12 protein-coding genes are annotated in these 18,800 nt (G+C 68.1%); 6 read left to right on the forward strand and 6 right to left on the reverse strand.

Annotation, left to right across the window (positions count from 1 at the left end; genetic code table 11):
* Positions 1 to 3 precede the first annotated feature (3 nt).
* The gene (locus tag JHD80_RS16475) at positions 4 to 525 is read right to left on the reverse strand and encodes a DUF4142 domain-containing protein (protein ID WP_199089401.1); all 522 of its coding nucleotides are present in this window, start codon (positions 523 to 525) and stop codon (positions 4 to 6) included.
* Between the two features lie 137 nt (positions 526 to 662).
* Here JHD80_RS16475 and JHD80_RS16480 point away from each other — a divergent pair, with 137 nt between their 5' ends.
* The 6 genes from JHD80_RS16480 (at position 663) to JHD80_RS29300 (ending at position 13,051) form a co-directional block, all read left to right on the forward strand.
* On the forward strand, positions 663 to 1,418 hold the full coding sequence (locus JHD80_RS16480; protein WP_199089403.1) for a hypothetical protein: 756 nt from the start codon (positions 663 to 665) through the stop codon (positions 1,416 to 1,418).
* Positions 1,419 to 1,519: 101 nt separating this feature from the next.
* The gene (locus JHD80_RS16485) at positions 1,520 to 3,532 is read left to right on the forward strand and encodes an autotransporter assembly complex protein TamA (RefSeq protein ID WP_199089404.1); all 2,013 of its coding nucleotides are present in this window, start codon (positions 1,520 to 1,522) and stop codon (positions 3,530 to 3,532) included.
* Positions 3,532 to 7,851, forward strand: coding sequence for a translocation/assembly module TamB domain-containing protein (locus JHD80_RS16490; protein ID WP_199089420.1), 4,320 nt, complete (start codon positions 3,532 to 3,534; stop codon positions 7,849 to 7,851). Before JHD80_RS16485 ends, JHD80_RS16490 begins: the two co-directional genes overlap by 1 nt.
* A 409-nt stretch (positions 7,852 to 8,260) precedes the next feature.
* Positions 8,261 to 9,646, forward strand: coding sequence for a porin (locus JHD80_RS16495; protein WP_199089422.1), 1,386 nt, complete (start codon positions 8,261 to 8,263; stop codon positions 9,644 to 9,646).
* Between the two features lie 267 nt (positions 9,647 to 9,913).
* Complete coding sequence (locus JHD80_RS16500; protein ID WP_199089424.1) at positions 9,914 to 12,265, forward strand: OmpA family protein; 2,352 nt, start codon at positions 9,914 to 9,916, stop codon at positions 12,263 to 12,265.
* A gap of 9 nt (positions 12,266 to 12,274) precedes the next feature.
* The gene (locus JHD80_RS29300) at positions 12,275 to 13,051 is read left to right on the forward strand and encodes a hypothetical protein (RefSeq protein WP_199089426.1); all 777 of its coding nucleotides are present in this window, start codon (positions 12,275 to 12,277) and stop codon (positions 13,049 to 13,051) included.
* A gap of 162 nt (positions 13,052 to 13,213) precedes the next feature.
* Here the strand turns inward: JHD80_RS29300 and JHD80_RS16510 are convergent, their stop codons facing one another.
* From JHD80_RS16510 to JHD80_RS16530, 5 genes are all read right to left on the reverse strand, one after another.
* Positions 13,214 to 14,107: an alpha/beta fold hydrolase gene (locus JHD80_RS16510; RefSeq protein WP_199089428.1), complete on the reverse strand. Its 894-nt coding sequence runs from the start codon at positions 14,105 to 14,107 to the stop codon at positions 13,214 to 13,216.
* Between the two features lie 79 nt (positions 14,108 to 14,186).
* Positions 14,187 to 14,612 carry a MarR family winged helix-turn-helix transcriptional regulator gene (locus JHD80_RS16515; protein ID WP_199089430.1) on the reverse strand — a complete coding sequence of 142 codons (426 nt, stop codon included), beginning with the start codon at positions 14,610 to 14,612 and terminating at the stop codon, positions 14,187 to 14,189.
* A gap of 41 nt (positions 14,613 to 14,653) precedes the next feature.
* Complete coding sequence (locus tag JHD80_RS16520; protein WP_199089437.1) at positions 14,654 to 15,949, reverse strand: MFS transporter; 1,296 nt, start codon at positions 15,947 to 15,949, stop codon at positions 14,654 to 14,656.
* Positions 15,946 to 17,100 (reverse strand): amidohydrolase, encoded by a 1,155-nt coding sequence (locus JHD80_RS16525; protein WP_199089438.1) that lies wholly within the window; start codon positions 17,098 to 17,100, stop codon positions 15,946 to 15,948. Before JHD80_RS16525 ends, JHD80_RS16520 begins: the two co-directional genes overlap by 4 nt.
* A gap of 253 nt (positions 17,101 to 17,353) precedes the next feature.
* A partial coding sequence (locus JHD80_RS16530) for a lytic transglycosylase domain-containing protein (protein ID WP_199089439.1) occupies positions 17,354 to 18,800 on the reverse strand: 1,447 nt, incomplete at its 5' end.

Below are 18,800 nucleotides of genomic sequence, written 5' to 3' on the forward strand. Positions count from 1 at the left end.
GACCTAAGGCCCAACCGGCAGCTCCCGCGCCTTGCGATCGAGCTCGCGGAACACCGGCAGCGACTGCGCGGCGAAGCTTTTCAGTTCGGGGTCGTCGCCCTCGTTGGCATAGCGCTCCATCAGCACGGCGACCTCGTGATGCGCGCTGCGCTGGGCTTCGACATAGGCGTTGTCGAAGGCCGCGCCCTGTTTGTCGGTGAGATCGCGCAGCAGGTCGAGATGGCGCCTGTCCGGCCGGTCGGGGAGGGCGATGTCGGAGCGCTTCGCCACGATGCGGCGCAGGCCGCTGGTCACCGCGCCCTGTTGGCTGGCGAGATCATGCGCGAAATCCTTGATCGCGGGCGAATTGCTCTTGTGCAGCGCCAATGTCGCCGTCTCCATGCCGAACATCTGTGCGATGGCGGTCTGGCGCACGAATTCACCTGCCGGAACGGCGGACTGTGCTCCGGCCGCGGAGCCGAACAGGACGAGACCGGCGAACCCCTGCAGCAGCCTTCGCCGGGTGCGATGAGTGATCTGTGCCATGATCTGGGAACCGCTAAGCTACGGCGAGGTTCCATGGTGCCTGCGCCGGCCTCCGCTGCGCCGGCTTGCCTTGTCGCATCCCGCCGGCTGCGATAGCAGGGCTGGTACGCTTGCCGTCCGGATGCAGAGGAAATCCCATGCCGACCACCGTCGAGACCGTGCGCGATGCGCTGGTGAAGGCCCGCCGCGAGCGCTCGCTGGTGGAGATCGCGAGCCTGCCGGTCCCGGCGACCCTGTCAGAAGGGCTTATCGCGCAGGCGGCGGTGGGCAAGGCGCTCGGCCTTCCCGAAGCCGGCTGGAAGGTCGGCATCGCCGAGGACGGCACGGCGGTTGCCGGTCTGATGCCCGGGCCCTATCTGGCCCCTGGCGATGTCTATGAGGGCGCGATCGGCGCCGAATTGCGGATCGAGATCGAGATCGCGCTTCGGCTCGCCCGCGATGTGCCGTTCCGTCCTGCTCAGGCCTATTCGCGCGCCGAACTGCTGGGCTATTGCGACAAGGCCTATCTCGGCATCGAGATCGTCGAGAGCCGCCTCGCCAACTGGTCCGGCAATGTCGCATTCCCGCTCTGGCTCGCCGACGCGATGGGCCATGGCGGCTACGTGATCGGCCCCGAGCTCGACATCGCCACGCTGGATGATCCCACCGGCTTCGGTTGCTTCATCTCGCTGAACGGCGTGACGATCTACGACCAGCCGGCTGTCCACGGAAACGGCGATCCGATGACGCCTTTCCTTGCCTGGGCGAACCGCAAGAGCGACGATCTCGGCGGCCTCAAGGCCGGTCAGATCGTGACCACCGGCAGCCTCTGCGGCGGCGTGCTCTCGCCCGGGAAAGGCGAGATCGTGACCAGGCTTTCGCCGCTCGCGACGGTGACCTTAACCCTTCGTTAGCAGGAACGTTCGAGTCCTTGAGCATTGCACATGCCTGTCCGCTCCCTATGATGGCGGCGGGCATGGGCACGGTTTGAGTGTGGGGGTTGCTTGGAGGGCGGATGCGGTTTTGGCGTAGGGCAGGGCATGCGGTCGCGCTGAGCGGCGGTTGTGCGTTTGCCACACTGCTGAGCCTGCAGGCGGAACCGGCCCGGGCTTTCGATCTCTCGTCGCTGGACGTGTTTGGTCTCTTCACCAAGAAGGACGAGCCACCGGCCCCGAGCCCGTCCGCCTTGCCTTACAAGCTCGATTTCGATCTCGGCGAGGCCGACGACGCCAAGGCTCTGACGCGCTCGCTGCAGGACGCCTCGCTGCTCTATCGCCTGCGCCAGGATGCCCCGCCCGACGGCGAATCCCTGTCGCGCCGGATGGCGACAGACCTGAACCCGATGCTCGATGCGCTCTGGTCGCAGGGTTATTTCAACGCCGATGTCACGCTGATCGTCGACGGTGTCTCGCTCAAGATCGGGGCCGAGCCCGATGCGACGCTGGTGCGGACGCTCGAAGCTCATCGCAACCGCGACGCCGTGCCGATCACGGTCAGGGCAAGGCCCGGCAAGGTCTTCGGCCTGCGCAGGATCGATGTCGTCGAGCGCGACGAAGCCGGCCCGCCGGCCATCGCCGACCCCGTCAAGGTCTCCCGGCTGAAAGCGGGGGAGCCGGCAACCTCGGCCGCCTTGAAGGCCGCCCAGGCGGCCCTGGTCGATTACATGCGGGCGCAGTCGCGCCCGCTGGCCAAGGTCGTCGAGCTGCGGCCGGTCGTCGACCATGCCGCCGGCATCATGGACGTGACCTATGTCATCGCGCCGGGGCCGCTCGCCGGCTTCGGCGACATCACGGTTGGCCAGACCGACGAGATCCCGCCCGCGGTCGTGCGCTCCTTCATCTATCTGGAGCCCGGCGATCCCTATTCGCCGAAGGCGCTGGCCGATACCCGCCGCTCGATCGCGACGATTCCCGCCGTCGGCTCCGTCCGCATCCGCGAGGGCGACAAGCTCGACGGCGCCGGCAACCTGCCGATCTTCGTCGAGGTGACCGAGCGGCCCAAGCGCCTGCTCGGCTTCTCGGCCCGCTATTCGACCATCGATGGCCCGGCGGTGAAGACCTATTGGGAGCACCGCAATCTGTTCGGCGGCGCCGAGCGCCTGCGGCTGGAGGCCAGCGTCTTCTTCGCCCCGCGCATCGACGGCACCAAGATCCAGCGCTTCGGCGATTTCAAGGAATCCGATCTCGGCGGCCGCTTCGCCTTCAGCTTCATGAAGCCGGCGCTGAACGGCAGCCGCAACGATCTGCTGATCGACGGTGTCGCGACGCGCGAGCGTGTCGGCCTAAACCGCTATGGCGGCTACACCGCGCGCTATGCCAACGTCACCACCGCGATCCGCCATCGCTTCAGCGACACCTTCTCGGTCCAGGCCGGTATCGAGGTCGAGCGTGGCCAGACCAGCGACGTGCTCGGGCAGGTGGACTACACCCTGGTCGGCATACCTCTCTCGGTGAAATACGATTCCACCGACAACCTGCTCGACCCGACGCGCGGCTTCCGGGCGACGGCCTCCTTCACGCCCTATCCGACCTTCCTCGGCTCGACGGTCGGCATCTACCAGACCAAGGCGGCCGTCTCCGCCTACTACGCGCTGGACGAGGATGCCCGCTATATCCTGGCCGGCCGCGTCGGCTTCGGCTCGATCTCCGGCGCCAGCCTCGAGGACATCCCGGCGACGCGGCGCTTCTATGCCGGCGGCGGCGGCTCGGTGCGCGGCTATGCCTATCGCAGCCTGTCCCCGCTCGGTCCGTTCGGGCAGATCATCGGCGGCCGCAGCCTGCTGGAAGCCTCGGTCGAGGCTCGCATCAAGATCACCGACACGATCGGCATCGTGCCCTTCTTCGATGCCGGCACCGCCTTCGAATCCAGCCTCCCGGACGGCAAGCAGAAACTGCAGATGGCCGCAGGCCTGGGCTTCCGCTACTATACTGGCATCGGGCCGATCCGCGTCGACATCGCCGCGCCGCTCAACCCGCGCAAGGGCGACAAGCCGGTCGCGCTCTATGTCAGCATCGGACAGGCCTTCTGATGCGCCGGCTCCTCACCATTCCCCGTCTCGCGCTATTAGCCCTGTTGCTGACGGCGGGCTTCCTGTTCTCGGCCCATTTCGGCGGCTTCGCCCAGAACGCGCAGACCGATCGCGGCGTCGTCGCCGACCTGATCTCCAAGGCATTGTCGAGCAGCACGAGCCAGGTCTCGATCGGCGAAGTCAACGGCGCGCTCTCCTCCGATGTCGAGATCCGCGACATCGTGCTCTCGGATCGCGACGGCGCGTGGCTCAGGCTCGATCGCGTCCGACTGATCTGGACCCGCAGCGCCCTGCTGCTGCGAAGGCTCGATGTCGACCGGCTGGAGATCGGCAAGCTCGAAATCCTGCGCAAGCCTGCGCCGCAGCGGGCTGGAACCGCGCCCCCGAGCAACGAGCCGATCCTGCCCGAGCTGCCGCTCAAGGTGATTATCCGCGCCCTCCAGCTCAACGAACTGGCGCTTGGTCAGCCCGTGCTCGGCGTCGCCGCCCGCCTCAGCGCCAATGGCGCGGCGCGCCTCGGGCCGCCCAACGAGGGGCTGGACCTCAAATTTCAGGCGAAGCGGCTCGACATGGGCGGGCTCTTCGACGTCACGCTGTCCTTCGTGCCGGAGAGCACGCGCCTGCAACTGGCCGCCAAGCTCGACGAGCCGGCGGGAGGCCTGATCTCGAAGGTTGCGGGTCTGCCGGGCGAGCCGCCGGTGAAGCTCGATCTCACCGGCGATGGCCCGCTCGATTCCTTCCGCTCCAGCCTCGTCTTCACGGCGGGCCCGACGATCGGTGCCAATGGTTCGGCAACGCTGACCCGCGCCGGTGCCGAGCGCTCGCTCGCATTGGCGCTCGATGCCCGTATCGAGGGCCTGATGCCGGCCCCGGTGGCGCCGGTCTTCGCCGGCTCGACCAAGCTCGACGGCGCGATCGGCCTGCGTGACGACAGCGGCGTCGATATCCGCAATCTGGCGCTCGTCTCGGCGCTGGCGCGCCTCGACGTGCTTGGCCGCTATAATCCCGACAAGACGCTCGATCTGCGCGTGTCTGCGGCTTCGCGCCCCAACGAGGGTGGCCGCACGGTCGCCTCCGGCACCGAGATCGGCAAGCTCGCTTTCGACGCGACGATCCGTGGCCCGGTCGCCGGGCCGACCGTCGTCGCAAAGCTCGACGCCAACGACGCCAAGCTGCCGGCCGGGCAGTTCGGCAAGGTCGCGCTCACCTTCAACGCGACGCCGACCGGCACCATCGGCGAGCCCGGTACCCGCATCGCCTTGACCTCCGATGGCGAAGCCAGCGGGATCGTCCTGGCCGACAAGGCGCTGATGCGCGCGGTCGGCGACAGGGTCAGCTTCACCTTGCGCGGCACCGGCAACGACGACGGCACCGCCGATTTCGAGACGCTGAAGCTCGCGCTTTCCGGCGTCGAGCTGGACTACAAAGGCAAGCTCGGCCAGGCGCGCATGCTCGGCCAGCTCAAGGCCGTGCTGCCCGATCTCGCCCGCTTGAGCGGTCTTGCGGGTCGCCCGCTCGGCGGCCGGGCTGATATCACCGCCGATCTCGACGCGACGCCGCGCCTGAACAACTACACCGCGACGCTCGCGGGCAAGGCCGAGCGCCTTGCCACCGGCGAAGCCGCGCTCGACCGCCTGCTCGCCGGCAACCTGACCCTTGCCGGCCGCGTCAATGCGCTCGCCGGCGACTATACGGTGAGCGGCCTGCGCGTGGCGGGCCAGCATGCTGCCTTCACCGCCGACGGCTCGCTCGGACAGCAGCAATCCGACCTGAAGCTCGCGCTGAACCTGCCCGATCTCAAGCGCGCCGATCCGCGCCTCTCCGGCCGGGGCGACGTCACCGCTCAGATCACCGGCCCGCAGAACAAGCTCGACGCCACCGCCCGCATCGCCGTCGCCAATGCGACCGCGCTCGCCCGGCCGATCCCGCGCCTGACGATCGATGCGGTGGCGAAGGACCTGCAGGGCGCGCTCGACGCCAGCGTGACCCTGTCCGGCGAAGTCGATTCCAAGCCGGCGACCGGCTCGCTGCGCCTCGCGCGCCAGCCCGATGACGGCTGGAATCTCTCGACGCTCGATTTCGCGCTCGGCTCTGTCCGCCTGAACGGCGGCCTGACGCTCGATCCGGCGAGCCGCGCGGCCGGGCGCCTGACGCTCGCGGCTCGCAATCTCGACGATCTCTCGGCGCTCGCGCTGACCAAGCTCGGCGGCCAGCTCGATGCCGACATCGTTCTCGCGGCGCCGGAAGGCCGGCAGGATCTCGATCTGACCGCCCGCGGTTCGCGGCTTGCCGGTCCCTCGCTGACCATCGACAAGCTCGATGCCCGCGCCAATGCCAAGGATATCTATGGCCGTCCGATGCTCGATGCCGCGGTCGCGATCGACCGAGCCGTCGCGGCTGGCGAGGCGATCAGCGGAATCCGCTTCGATTCGAAGGGCGCGCCCGATGCCAGCGCCTTCACGCTGAGCGCCAATGCCCGCGGCTTCGTCCTGAAGGGCGCCGGCCGTCTCGTGCCGGGCGAACCGCTGAAGCTGGAACTCGCCTCTTTCGACGCGCGCCGCGACGGTCGCGCGATCACGCTGGCCAACGCCGCTTCGTTCAGCTTCCCGGCCTCCGGCGTCGAGATCGCCAATCTCGCTGTGATGATCGACAAGGGGCGGGTGACGCTCGACGGCCGCGCCGGCGAGACGCTCGATCTGCGCTTCGCTGCCCGCGACGTTCCGCTTTCCGCCGCCAGCATCGCCGTGCCCAGCCTCAAGCTCGGCGGCACGCTGAACGCTGAGGCTCAGGTCATGGGCAAGCCCGGCGATCTCTCGGGGCCCTGGAAGCTCAGGATTGCCCAGCTCGTCACGCCCGAAACCCGACAGGCCGGGCTGCCTCCGATCGAGATCCAGGGCGAGGGCGCGCTCAAGGGCGATGCCGCGGGTATCTCCGCCACCGTGAATGCCGGCAAGGGCGCCAGCCTGACCCTGCGCGGCACCGCGCCGCTCAATGCCACCGGCCCGCTCGATCTCACGGCCCAGGGCCGCGTCGATGCGGCGCTCGCCAACACGATCCTGGGGGCGAGCGGCCAGCGCGTCACCGGTGCGGTCGCGCTCGACATGCGTGCCGGCGGAACCGCTTCCGCCCCACGCCTCAGCGGCAACGCGACCTTGACCGGCGGCAGCTTCATCGACGCCCTGCAAGGCATCCGACTCAACGCGATCGAGGCCCGCATCGCCGCCAACGGCGACAACCTGACGATCGAGCGCGCCTCCGCCCAGACGCCGAACGGCGGTACGATTTCCGCGAGCGGCCAGGTCAAGGTCGATCCCGCAGCGGGATTCCCCGGCAATATCCGCATTCGCGGCGACCGGGCCCAGCTCGTCTCCAGCGGACTGGTGACGGCCGTCGCCGGGTTGAACCTCGAAGTCACCGGGCCGCTGGCCCAGCGCCCGCGCCTCGGCGGCCGGATCGACATCGCCTCGCTCGACGTCTCCGTGCCCGACCGTCTGCCGGCGACGCTGCGCCCGGTCGACGGAATCAAGCATGTGAACGCAAAAGGCGCGGCCGCCGCACGCCTCGCCGCGGCCCGCAAGGCGCGGCAGGCCAAGGGCCGCGGGGGCCGCGCCGCACCGGCCTTCGATGCGACCCTCGCGCTGACCGTCTCCGCTCCCAGCAAGGTCTTCATCCGCGGCCGCGGCATCGACGCCGAGCTCGGCGGCGAGATTCGCGTCGGCGGCACCTCTTCGGCGCCCGCGCTGGACGGTGGGTTCGAACTGCGCCGCGGCAGGCTCAGCGTCCTGACCCAGCGCCTCGATTTCAGCCGCGGCCGGCTGACCTTTGCCGGCGGGCTGATTCCCGATCTCGACTTCATCGCCCAGACCAGCGCCGGCGACGTGACCGCCAGGATCATCATCAGCGGCCCGGCCGACCAGCCGGCCTTCACCTTCACCTCGCAGCCCGAATTGCCGCCCGACGAGGTGCTGTCGCGGCTGCTCTTCGCCCGCGCCTCGGGCTCGCTCTCGCCCTTCCAGGCCCTGCAGCTCGCGCAGGCGGCGGCGCAGTTCGCGGGCGGTGGCGGCGACGACACCTTCGAGCGGCTGCGCAAATCGCTGGGCGTCGACAATCTCGACATCCAGATGGGAGCGGGCGGGCCGACCGTCGGGGCCTCGCGCTATATCAGCGACAACATCTCGGTCGGGGTGAAGGTCGGCTCCAAGCCGGAGGACAGCGGCGTCTCGGTCGGCATCGACGTGACCAAGCGCCTAAAGCTCCAGGCCGAGACCGGGGCGGATGGCAGCGCTGCGGTGGGAATCGGCGCCGAGTGGGAATACTGAATCGGCCTCGCTGTCCGGAAACCCGGCCGCGAGGAGATTCGGCCCGAATCCCGTTTTTCAAGGTGCGATTCTGGGCGGCGGCAAGCCGAAAACCTCTTGTGCGGTGCCGTCGGGGTTAATGCTTGGTGAATTTCGCCGGTCAAAGCGTGGCTCCCCTGCAACACCGGTTTCCAAAGCACCCCATTCACAGGCTCGGGCGGCGGATCGTGGTTGATCGGCAGGGCGGCTTTCGTATGGTGGGAATGCGTCGGGACGTTCCCGGTCGCTGTTTTTCGCCTTCGCCTCCGAAATAGGTCGGTGACGCAGGCGAAAGACCGGGAATAGGCAGGTTCTGCGATCAGGCTAGAAAGCTTGGGGCGGGGGGCAGGCTGAAGCCCGAGGGTCTCGAAACTCTTTTGGAGGTTACCAAATGAAGCTCGTCAAGAGCCTCCTCCTCGGTTCCGCCGCCGGCATCGCCGCGGTCGCCGGGGCTCAGGCCGCCGACCTTCCCTCGCGGAAGGCCGCTCCGGTCGAATACGTTCGTGTCTGCTCCGCTTTCGGCGCCGGCTTCTTCTACATCCCGGGCACCGACACCTGCCTCCGCGTTGGTGGTCGTGTCCGCGCTGAGTACATCGTCCAGCAGAAGTTCAACGGCGTTGGTCTCGACACGCAGGACCAGTACGGCATGCGCGCTCGCGGTCGTATCTACATCGACGCTCGTAACCAGACTGCCTATGGCACGCTGCGCACGTTCGTCCGCCTCGACACGACCGTCTCGACCGGCTCGTACAACCAGGGCACCAACGGTAGCGCTCCGGCCTTCAGCGGCCAGGGTGGCATCACCAACGCGGGCATCCCCGGCGCCAGCGGCACCTCCTCGAACCTCGATCGCGCCTTCGTTCAGTTCGGCCCCCTCACGGCCGGTCGTTCGCAGTCGTTCTTCGACTTCTATGCTGACGCTCTGAACTACGGCCCGATCCGTGGCTCGGACAACGTCGTCAACCTGCTCGCCTACACCGCGACCTTCGGCAGCGGCTTCTCGGCGACCCTTGCTCTCGAAGATTCGAACGAGCATCGCGTCGGCAACGTCGTCGTCTCCCCCGGCTCGGCCAGCAACGGTCAGCCGAACGTCGGCAACTTCATCCAGGGCGGTTCGGACTATCCGGATCTCGTTGGTTCGTTGAACGTTGCTCAGGGCTGGGGCTCCGCTCAGCTGTCGGGCGCCGTGTTCCAGCGCAAGACCATCGCGAGCACCGGCTTCGGCTCGGGTGACAAGACCGGCTTCGCTCTGCAGGCTGGCGTCAAGATCAACCTGCCCATGCTCGCCGCTGGCGACGAGCTTTGGCTGCAGGCTGCTTACGCCGAAGGCGGCATCTCCTATCTCGGCTACGGCGGTAACTCGCAGGGCTCGACCTGGAGCGGCAACACCAACGTCGGCCGTCTGCTGATCGCGAACTCGGACGCTAACATCGACGTCTTTGGTTCGATGAAGCTGACCAAGGGCTATGCCCTGACCGCCGGCTTCCTGCACTACTGGACCCCCACGATCCGTCAGGCCGTGTATGGTTCGTACTCGAAGCTCGACTACTCGAACAACATCGGCGCTCTGGGCAATGTCGGCCTGGATCCGGAAGAGTGGCGCGTCGGTTCGAACCTGATCTGGTCGCCGGTTGCCGGTCTCGACATCGGCGTCGAGGTCCTCTACGCCAACGCCCGCGTGAAGAGCTTCGTCCAGGCGGCTGGCCGTCCGGTCGGCGTCCTGACCAAGTCGGACGACTCCTTCCAGGGCCGTCTGCGCGTTCAGCGCGACTTCTGATCGGTCTCCGATCTCTAGTCAGGAAGCCCCGGGGCAACCCGGGGCTTCTTTTTTATGTGGGTTGCTTCGGCTTCCCTGTTGACGGGGACCCTGCGCCCGGCCTGATCTGGCAAGGGCGTTCCGGCTGCGATCCCGCCAGGGAAGGGCGCCGAGCGTTCGTTGAAACGATATCTGCGGATCGCTCAACAAGCCTTTGAAAAACGAGGGCGCTTCCGATCATGAGGTACCGCGCCGGGCCTTCGGGCAGGTGCGGGCAGGGGGCGGTGCATGTCTCAACCGGCGCGTTGGCTCTGGGGGCTGATCCCACTGGGCTTGTTGTGGGGAGCCGGCAATCTGGCGCTCGACGCGGCCATCGAGCGTGATGTCGGCCTGCGCGCGGAGCAGGCCGTAGCGGCCGCCGCCGGCACGACGCCGGGTGCCCGCCCGGTCGTGGCCCAGGTCGATGGGCGCGACGTCACCATCGGCGGCGAGGTCTTGTCCTCCGATGGCGCGAACAAGGCGATGGCCCGGCTGCATGGCGAATTCGGCGTGCGCCGGACGCTCGGCGGCTTGTCGCAGGTCGTTGCCCAGAAACCCTATTCCTGGTTCGCCAGCCGCCAGCCGGACAGCGTCACGCTGGGTGGCTTCGTACCGGATCTCGACACGGCCGCGGCCAATGCGGCGGTCGCTTCGGCGGCCTTGCCCGGGCTGCGGATCGACGATCGGCAGACCGTCGCCTTCGGCGCGCCGGAGGGCTTCGCCGCGATGGCCGTGGCGATGCTGGCCGAATTGCCGAAACTGGCCGTGGGACGGGTCACCCTCGACGATGGCCGGTTCTGCATCGAGGGCAAGGCAGCGACCCCGGATTCGTTCCTCGCCCTCGAAGCGGCGATGGCACGGGCGCAGCGGCCGGGCTTCCGCGCCGTCGGCTGTGATCTCGAACCGCCGACACAGACGCCCTATCGCTGGAGCATGGAACATGATCCCGCCGCGGGCCTGACGATGCGCGGCTTCTATCCCGACCAGGAAACGCGCGGCCAGATCCTGGCTGCGGCGCGGCAGGCTTTCGGGGCAGGCGCTGCATCCCTTCGCGACGAGATGAAGCCGGCGCTCGGCGCGCCTTCCGCCTTCCTCGCGAAGGTGACGCGCGCCATCGGCGATCTCGCACGGCTGCGCCAGGGCAAGGCCGAGATCGACGGCGAGAATTACGCCCTGGCGGGCAAGGGGCCCGAGACTTACGAGGCCTGCCAGGCCTTGCGCCTGCAGATCGCCCAGCTCGATGGCCCGGATTCGGTGGCCCAGGCCACGATCGAATGCCCACCGGCGCCCCCGCCGCCGGTGCCGGTCGTCGTCCCCTTGCCGGAAATGCCGGGCTTGATCTTGCATGACGTGCTGCCCGCTGCGCCGAAGCCGGAAGGCTCACCACCCTCTTCGGCCGCGGGCTCGGCAACGCCGCAAGGTCCCGGCTCCGCTGCGCCGGCGGGTGCCCCCGTGGCGGCGGCGCGCACGGTCGCGCCTGTGCCGCTGGAATGGAGCGCTACGCGGACCGAAAGCGACCTGCGCTTGAGCGGCAAGCTGCCGGATGAGGCGGCCCGCGCGGGCATTATTGCGGCAGCGCGCGGGCTCTTCGGCGAAACGGCCCTGGACGATCGCATGATCGTCGAGCCGGCGTTGCGTTCGGATCTCGACTTGCGGGCCTCGGCCGCCTTTGCACTCGAAGCCCTGTCCAAGCTCAAGACCGGCTCCGTGGGCATCCGCGACAAGGCTTTCACCATCGCCGGAGAGATTGCCGATGCGGCAAGCCAGTCGGCGTTGCGCGAGCTTCTCGCTCGCAATGCCCCCACCGGCCTTGCGCTGGCAAGCCTGCCGGAGAGCGTAGTCGTGCGGCCTTACGGCCTGTCGCTATCTGCCGACCGAACCGGCCTGCGTCTCTCCGGCTACCTGCCCGACCAGGCGGCGCAAGGAGCGTTGCGTACGCTCGTGGCGGATTCGCCGCTGAAGGACCGCTTCGAGGATGCGACGACGCTCGTCCCGGGAGCTCCGGCGGGCTTCGCCGATGCGGCCCGCGCCGTGCTCACCGACCTGCTGCGCCTCGATCTCGGTTCGGCAGCGATCGTGGACGACCGCGTGACATTGCGTGGCCTGACCTGCCGCGACCTGATCAAGAGCGAGATCGAGACCAGCGCCGCCACGGGCCTGCCGCAGGGATTCAAGGCCGATGCGGTGGTGGAGTTGCGCCAGACCGGCTGCGTGGTCGACCCGCCGGCGAGCTGCCAGAACGATCTCGACGGACTGACCAAGCGCAACACCGTCCTGTTCGGTCAGGGAACCTCGGTCGTCGAGCTGGACGCCACGACCGACCGCGTCATCGGCGAAGCTGCTGCGATCCTGAAGAAGTGCCCGGGCTCGCCGGTCGTGATCGAGGGACATGCCAATCGCGATGGCGAGCGCCGCGGCTTCGACAATATGGGTTTGTCGCTGCGCCGGGCCTTGCGCGTGCGCGACGAGCTGGCGCGGCGCGGCATCGATCCCGGCAAGCTGGCCGTCAAGGGCTATGGCAGCACCCGTCCGCTCGTCCCGCACGAAGCGGCTGAGGCCCGGGCGATGAACCGCCGTGTCCAATTCACCGTGGCGAAATAGGAGGCTGACATGCTCTATCTCGCCAGCCAGTTCGTCTGGTTCCTCCTCGCCGCCTTCGGCCTCGGCTTTGCCATGGGCTGGATCAGCCAGGATGGCGGCAAACCCCGCCTCTGGAGCGGGGCCTGGAGTGTGCTCGCGATGTTCTGGGTCGCGGGCGCCGCCGTGACTTGGTTCCAGCTTCTGAACGGCATGCCGGCGACCTGGGTCGAGACAGCCCTGCTGTTCATCGCGGCTTATTGGGCCGGCTGCGTCTGCGCGGGCCTCCTGCGCAGGCCGGCCGCACGGGAGGTCGCGCAGGCCGGTGCGGCTGCCGCGGCCGAGCCTGTGCCGGCTGCCGCCAAGGCATCTTCTCCGGCTGTGCCGCCGGTGAAACCGCAACCGCAGCTTCCGCCCGTCGAGAACGAGGCGGAGCTGCCCGGCCAGCGCCCACCCGGGTTGGTCGCAGCCCGCGACGACAAGGCCGACGACCTGAAGCTGATCAAGGGCATCGGTCGACAGAACGAAGGCCGGCTGCACGGCCTCGGCATCTGGCATTTCGAGCAGATCGCCGGCTGGACGGTCGAAAACGTCGAATGGGTCGGCGGCTATCTCGCCTTTCCCGGCCGGATCGAGCGCGAGGACTGGGTCGGTCAGGCCAAGCTTCTGGCGGCTGGGACAGAGACAGAGTTCGCCAGGCGGGCCAAGGCCGGCGAGGTCGAGACTTCGCGCGACGACGGCACGGCGGGGCAGAGGAACGTCGCGGAGATCGCAGCGGGCACGGCCGAAGCCAAGCGCCCGAAATCCTGACTAGATCCTGCTGATTTTACGCGGAACCACGTCGTCATCCCGGGCCTGCCCCGGGGTCCATCGGAGGACTCCGGAGCGCTACGATGGATCCCGGATCGACGCGGCTTCGCCGCTTGTCCGGGATGACGCCGTGCTGCCGTGAAAACGAAGCACGCTCTAGGATCAGGCTGCGCGGCGTTCCGACCGGGCGATCAGCTTGGCAATGCGCCGGAACATGTCCTTGCTGCCGAGCAGTGGGGCATGGCCCTGGCCGGGCGCGGTGTAGATATCGCAATCGGGATGGCGCTGCGCCATCTCCTCCAGGGTCTTCTCCGCCAGGAGGTCGGAATTGGCGCCGCGGATCGCCAGCATTGGCACGGTCTTGAGCGCGTCGAAATAGACCCATAGGACCGGCAGCGGCGCCTCGAGATCGAGCTCCTCCAGCCCCTTCATCAGCTTGACGTCGTAATCGGGCCGGAGTGCGCCGTCGCGGTCGGTCCAGGTGCGGCGCGCCATCATCTCCCATTCCGCCTCGCCCAGCGCCGGGAACTGCTGGTCGGAAAGCCGCTTCAGGATCTCGGCTCCCTCCTGGAAGCTGCGCGGTACCGGCAGCTTGCCGACATAGCCGCGGATCCGCAGCAGGCCGCGCGCATCGATCACCGGGCCGACATCGTTGAAGACGACGCCGCGGATCAGGGCGGGCCGCGCCGCCGCCAGCGCCATGGTGAGGAGGCCACCGCGCGAGGTGCCGACGAAGACGGCCTGCTCGATTCCGGCCGCGACCAGCACCTGGGCGAGGTCGTCGAGCTCGATGCGGATATCGTAGTTCTTCCAGTTGCTGTCGTATTCGGACAGGCCCCGGCCGCGATAATCGAGCGCCAGCACGCGGCGCGGCTTGGCTTCGTCCTGCGACAGGGCAAGTGCCAGCTCGTGGAAATCGGCGGCGGTGCGGGCGAGGCCCGGCAGGCAGATGACGGGCAGTGCGGTCGCCGCGAGCGGCCCGTAGTCGCGGAAATGCAGCTTGAGCCCGTCGCTGGCGCTGACGAAGCGGGAGATGAAACCGGTTTCGGGCGTCATGAGGGACTCAAAAAGGCTGCGCAGGCGGCGGGAGCGCACCTAACCATGGCAACGCAGCCCGCGAAAGCCGGCTTGCAGTTCAGGAGGCGCCCCAGCGCCGCAGCTTGTCGATGCAGCGGTTGAACTGGGCGAGCTCCTCCGGCGTCAGCACGGAAAGGAAATCGCGCTCCATCTCCTCGCCCAGCCGGTCCGCGGCCTCGCGGATCGCGTCGCCATCTGCGGTCAGGTGCAGCGCGACGCGCCGTGCGTCGGCGCTTTCCAGCGCCCGCTGGACGAGGCCCGTATCGACCAGCTTGCGCAAGTGCTTCGAGACCAGCGTCTGCTCGATGAAGGTCGCTTCCGACAGGGTTCGCGAGGACAGCCCCGGTTGGTCGCCGATGGCGCGCAAGACCCTGAGCTCGCGGATGTTGAGGCCGAGCTGCTCCTTGTAGACCTGCGAGGCCTTCGCCATCGCGGTCTGGCTCAACTGGTCGAGCCGGAAGGTCAGGAAGGAGTCGCGGGCCATCGGGCTCCCTTGCTTGGCTTTGCAGGTTTTGGCTTTGCGAGTCAGCCCTGCGGGCGCGTCCGGCTCGCCAGCCCGAGCGCGAGCAGCGAAACGGCCGTGCAGGCGAGCAGGTAATAGGACGGCATCATGTCGGAGCCGGTCTTCGCCACGAGCCAGGTCAGCGTGAAGGGCGCAAGCCCGCCGAACAGCAGCACCACGACATTGTAGGCGATCGACATGCCGGTCGAGCGAACCTGCGTCGGGAACATGCCGGCGAGCAGGCCCGGCGTTGGTGCCCAGATCGCGGCGATCGAGAGCGCGCAGACCGCCTGCGCGGTCAGCAGCCGCTCGAAGCTCGGCTGCGCCACGACATAGGCGAGCAGCGGGTAGGAGAGCAGCGCGAAGCTCAGCATGCCCAGGAGCCAGACCCGGAAGGCGTTCCAGCGATCGGCGAGATGGCCCATGATCGGCACGAAGATGAAGAGCAGGATGCCGCCGATCAGCGAGCTCAGCATGGCGCTGGTGAAGGGCAGCTTGAGCTGGCGGATCACATAGCCCGGCAGGAAGATGAACCAGACATAGTTCGAGGCCGTGCCGGGGATCATGATGCCGAAGCAGCGCAGCAGCGCGTTGCGATGCTCGGCGAGCACGGCGCGGAAGGGCGTATGGCCTTCGCTCTGCCCGCTATCCTTCTCGTATTCCGGCGATTCGTCGACGAAGCGGCGGATGTAGAAGCCGAGCGGCGTGATCAGCGAGCCCAGCAGGAAGGGAATGCGCCAGCCCCAGTCTTGCAGGTCCTGAGGCGTCAGCAGCGTCGCCAGCGCATAGCCGGAGAAGGCAGCGAGCGCGAGCGCCAGCGCCTGCGAGCACATCTGGAAGCTGCCGAACATCATCTTGCGGCCGGGCGGGGCGTATTCGACCAGCATGGCGGTGGCCGAGGCGAATTCGGCGCCGACCGAGATGCCCTGCAGGATGCGGGCGAGGATGACGAGAATCGGCGCGAGGATGCCAATCGTCGCATAGCCCGGCGTCAGGCCGATCAGCACGGTCGAGAATCCCATGATCAGGATCATCACCGTCAGGATCGGCTTGCGGCCGAAGCGGTCGGCATAGGTCGAGAGCAGCACGCCGCCGACCGGCCGCACGAGGAAGGAGATCGCGAAGGTCGCTGCCGTCAAGAGAGTCGAGACCAGCGGATCGGAGGTCGGGAAGAAGACCTGGGCGATGATCGTGGCGAAGAAGCCGTAGACCAGGAAGTCGTACCATTCGAGGCCATTGCCGATCACCGAGGAGATCACGGCGCGGCGGATCATGGCGGAGGAGCGCGGCTGGGCAGCTGGAATCGCGGCGGCGGTCATGCGTTGGCTCCGGTCTGGCGCTCGACGAGGCGGCACAGGATGCTGGCGCCGACCGGCAGCAGGCGGTCGTCGAAATCAAATGTCGGATGGTGGCACATCGCGCCGGGCTGGCCGAGGAAGATATACGCACCCGGCCATTGCCGCAGCATCAGCGCGAAATCGTCGGAGAAGGGCAGGGGCGTCAGATCGGTCTGCACATTGGCCTCGCCGAGAACCTGCCCTGCCGCAGCGGCCGCAGCGGCGGCGGCGCGGGGATCGTTGAGGCAGGGCGGGCAGCTCGCCTTTTTGGTGCAGGTAATCGTGCAGCCGGACATCAGCGCCAGACCCCGGCAGGCCGCATCGAGCTTGTCGATGATGCGGGCCTCCGTCTCGGGGTTGTAGGTGCGGATCGTGCCGCTGAGCTCGGCCGAGTCCGGGATGATGTTCGAGGCCGTTCCGGCGACGAGCTTCCCGAGGCTGATGACGGCTGGCTGCATCGGATCGACATGGCGACCGACGATCGAGGAGATCTCGATCGCGAGCCGCGCCGCGACCTGCAGCGGATCGTCAGTCGTATGGGGCGCCGCGCCGTGGCCGCCCTTGCCCTTGATCGTGATCTCGAACACGGTCGTGCCGCTCAGCGTCGGGCCCGGCCGGACCGCGGCAGTGCCTTCCTCATAGAGCGGGATGGTGTGGAGCGCGTAGACCTCGGAGCAGGGGAAGCGCTCGAACAGCCCGTCCTCGATCATCTTCTGCGCGCCCTGGCCGATCTCCTCGGCCGGCTGGAAGATCAGGTGGACCCTGCCGCGCTTCGGCGGATTGGCGGCGAGATGGCGCGCCGCGGCCAGCAGCATCACCGTATGGCCGTCATGGCCGCAGCCGTGGAACTGGCTCTTCGTGGTCGAGCGGTAGTCGAGCCCGGTATCCTCTTCCATCGGCAGCGCGTCCATGTCGGCGCGCAGTCCGATGGTCGGCCCCTCGGCCGCACCCTTGATGACGCCGACGAGGCCGGTTCCGCCGAGCCCGCGATGCACCTCGATGCCGAAGGAGGCGAGCGTCTTTGCGACGAAATCCGAGGTTCGGAATTCCTGGAAGGCAATTTCGGGATGGGCGTGAAGGTCGCGGCGCCAAGCCTCAAGGGTGGGCGCGAAATCGGCAATGTCCTGCAGCATCGAAATTCCTCCGCTGCCGGCAGAAAATAATTGAAAATTTCAAATATTGCAATCGGCAGGGAAGATCGTTGCGATGCGGGCGCAAAGGGCTGGCTCTCACCTTGAAGCGCGTCATTCTGGACAAGCCGCGAAGCGGCGCCGATCCGGAATCCATCGGAGGGCCGATCCTTGTCACGAACTTGGCTCTACGATGGATTCCGGGTCTCCGCTTCGCTGCGCCCGGAATGACAGCGGGAGGCGGCAGGGGCAGCGTTCAATCCCGCTTGCCGCCGCGCTTCAGGTCGTAGTCGATCAGGTAGGCCGTGCGCTGGTTCAGCCGCTCGCGATAGACCTGCAGGTTCTCCATCACGCGCTGGACATAGTTGCGCGTCTCCGAGAACGGGATGCGCTCGACCCAGTCGACGGCGTCGACCTCCGGGTCGCGCGGGTCGCCATAGGCGGCGATCCATTTCTTCACATTGGGCGAGCCGGCATTATAGGCGGCGAAAGTCAGGATATAGGAGCCGCGCCATTCCCTGAGCAGGTCGTTGAGATGGGCCGCGCCCATCCGCACCGCATAGAGCGGGTCCTGCCCCAGCTTCTCCCAGTCGAAGGGAAGGCCGGCGCGGCGCGCCGTCTCGCGGGCGGTCGCCGGCATCATCTGCATCAGGCCGCGCGCGCCGGCACCCGACATCGCCGTCGGATCGAAGGCGCTCTCCTGCCGGGCGATGGCATGGACGATGGCGCGTTCCATCGGGTCGCCGAGCACGTCGAAATCCGGGATGCCGCTGACCGGGTAGGCCGTCATGTCGAGCGGGAAGCCGCGTTGCAGCGCAGCCTTGCCGATGCCGACCTGCGCGCGCGCATCGGTCTCGCGCCGGGCGATGGCCGCGATCGCCTCCAGCGCCTCCGTCGTGTGCAGGCGCTGCGCCAGATCGTTCAGCATCAGCGTGGCGAGGTCGCGCTCGCCGATGCGGTAGAGCAGGCGCACGGCGCGATGGCCCGGCAGCGTGTCGAGCCCCGCCGCCACCGTGCGCCGCAAGGGCAGGCCGGCCAGGCCGAGCTTCGCCCGCGCCAATTGTCCGTAATAGGCGACCGGCTGCTCCGCGGCCTTGCCGAAGGCGGCTTTGGCCTCTTCGGCCTTGCCGAGGTCCTCATAGGCGCGGCCCTGCCAATAAGCGGCGCGCGCGATCGAGATCGGCGTCTCGGCGATGCCTGCCGCCGCATCGAAATGCTTCAGCGCGACATCCGGCTTCTTCAGGAAGCGCAGAGCGATGAAGCCCGCATGCCATTCGGCTTCGATCCGCTCGGCCGCATCCTCGGCGCCATGACCGGAGGAGACCTCATAGGCTTTCTGCGCTTGGCCTGCATCGAGCAGCTTGCGCGCGATGATGCGCCGCTCTTCCCACCAGCCATCGCCGTCGCCGAGCAAAGACGGATCGCGCGGGATCGCGGTCAGCGCCTTCACGGCATCGTCGAGCCTGTCGCCGCGGCGTGCCTGCTGCGCCTGGAGGAAGGCGAAGGAGACGTCGCCGCGCAGCGAGGCCGGCACGGCCGCGATCAGCTTGTCGGAGATCGGCCGGCGTGCCTTGGCGCTGGCCAGCCGCGCCTTGGCCAGCACGACATAATCGGCCGAGACGCGGGCGGCGTTGCGCAGCGCCGCCTCGCCATTCTCCCGGAACAGGAAGCGCTCGGTGCGCAGGCGATGGTCGTCCTTGCTC

The sequence above is a fragment of the Allobosea sp. ASV33 genome (assembly GCF_016428755.1).
Lineage (GTDB): Bacteria > Pseudomonadota > Alphaproteobacteria > Rhizobiales > Beijerinckiaceae > Allobosea.

What these genes read in the sequence shown, in the direction of transcription:
- JHD80_RS16475 (WP_199089401.1), bottom strand. Translation starts at nt 525, where the DNA reads ATGGCACAGATCACTCATCGCACCCGGCGAAGGCTGCTGCAGGGGTTC.
- JHD80_RS16480 (WP_199089403.1), top strand. Translation starts at nt 663, where the DNA reads ATGCCGACCACCGTCGAGACCGTGCGCGATGCGCTGGTGAAGGCCCGC.
- JHD80_RS16485 (WP_199089404.1), top strand. Translation starts at nt 1,520, where the DNA reads ATGCGGTTTTGGCGTAGGGCAGGGCATGCGGTCGCGCTGAGCGGCGGT.
- JHD80_RS16490 (WP_199089420.1), top strand. Translation starts at nt 3,532, where the DNA reads ATGCGCCGGCTCCTCACCATTCCCCGTCTCGCGCTATTAGCCCTGTTG.
- JHD80_RS16495 (WP_199089422.1), top strand. Translation starts at nt 8,261, where the DNA reads ATGAAGCTCGTCAAGAGCCTCCTCCTCGGTTCCGCCGCCGGCATCGCC.
- JHD80_RS16500 (WP_199089424.1), top strand. Translation starts at nt 9,914, where the DNA reads ATGTCTCAACCGGCGCGTTGGCTCTGGGGGCTGATCCCACTGGGCTTG.
- JHD80_RS29300 (WP_199089426.1), top strand. Translation starts at nt 12,275, where the DNA reads ATGCTCTATCTCGCCAGCCAGTTCGTCTGGTTCCTCCTCGCCGCCTTC.
- JHD80_RS16510 (WP_199089428.1), bottom strand. Translation starts at nt 14,107, where the DNA reads ATGACGCCCGAAACCGGTTTCATCTCCCGCTTCGTCAGCGCCAGCGAC.
- JHD80_RS16515 (WP_199089430.1), bottom strand. Translation starts at nt 14,612, where the DNA reads ATGGCCCGCGACTCCTTCCTGACCTTCCGGCTCGACCAGTTGAGCCAG.
- JHD80_RS16520 (WP_199089437.1), bottom strand. Translation starts at nt 15,949, where the DNA reads ATGACCGCCGCCGCGATTCCAGCTGCCCAGCCGCGCTCCTCCGCCATG.
- JHD80_RS16525 (WP_199089438.1), bottom strand. Translation starts at nt 17,100, where the DNA reads ATGCTGCAGGACATTGCCGATTTCGCGCCCACCCTTGAGGCTTGGCGC.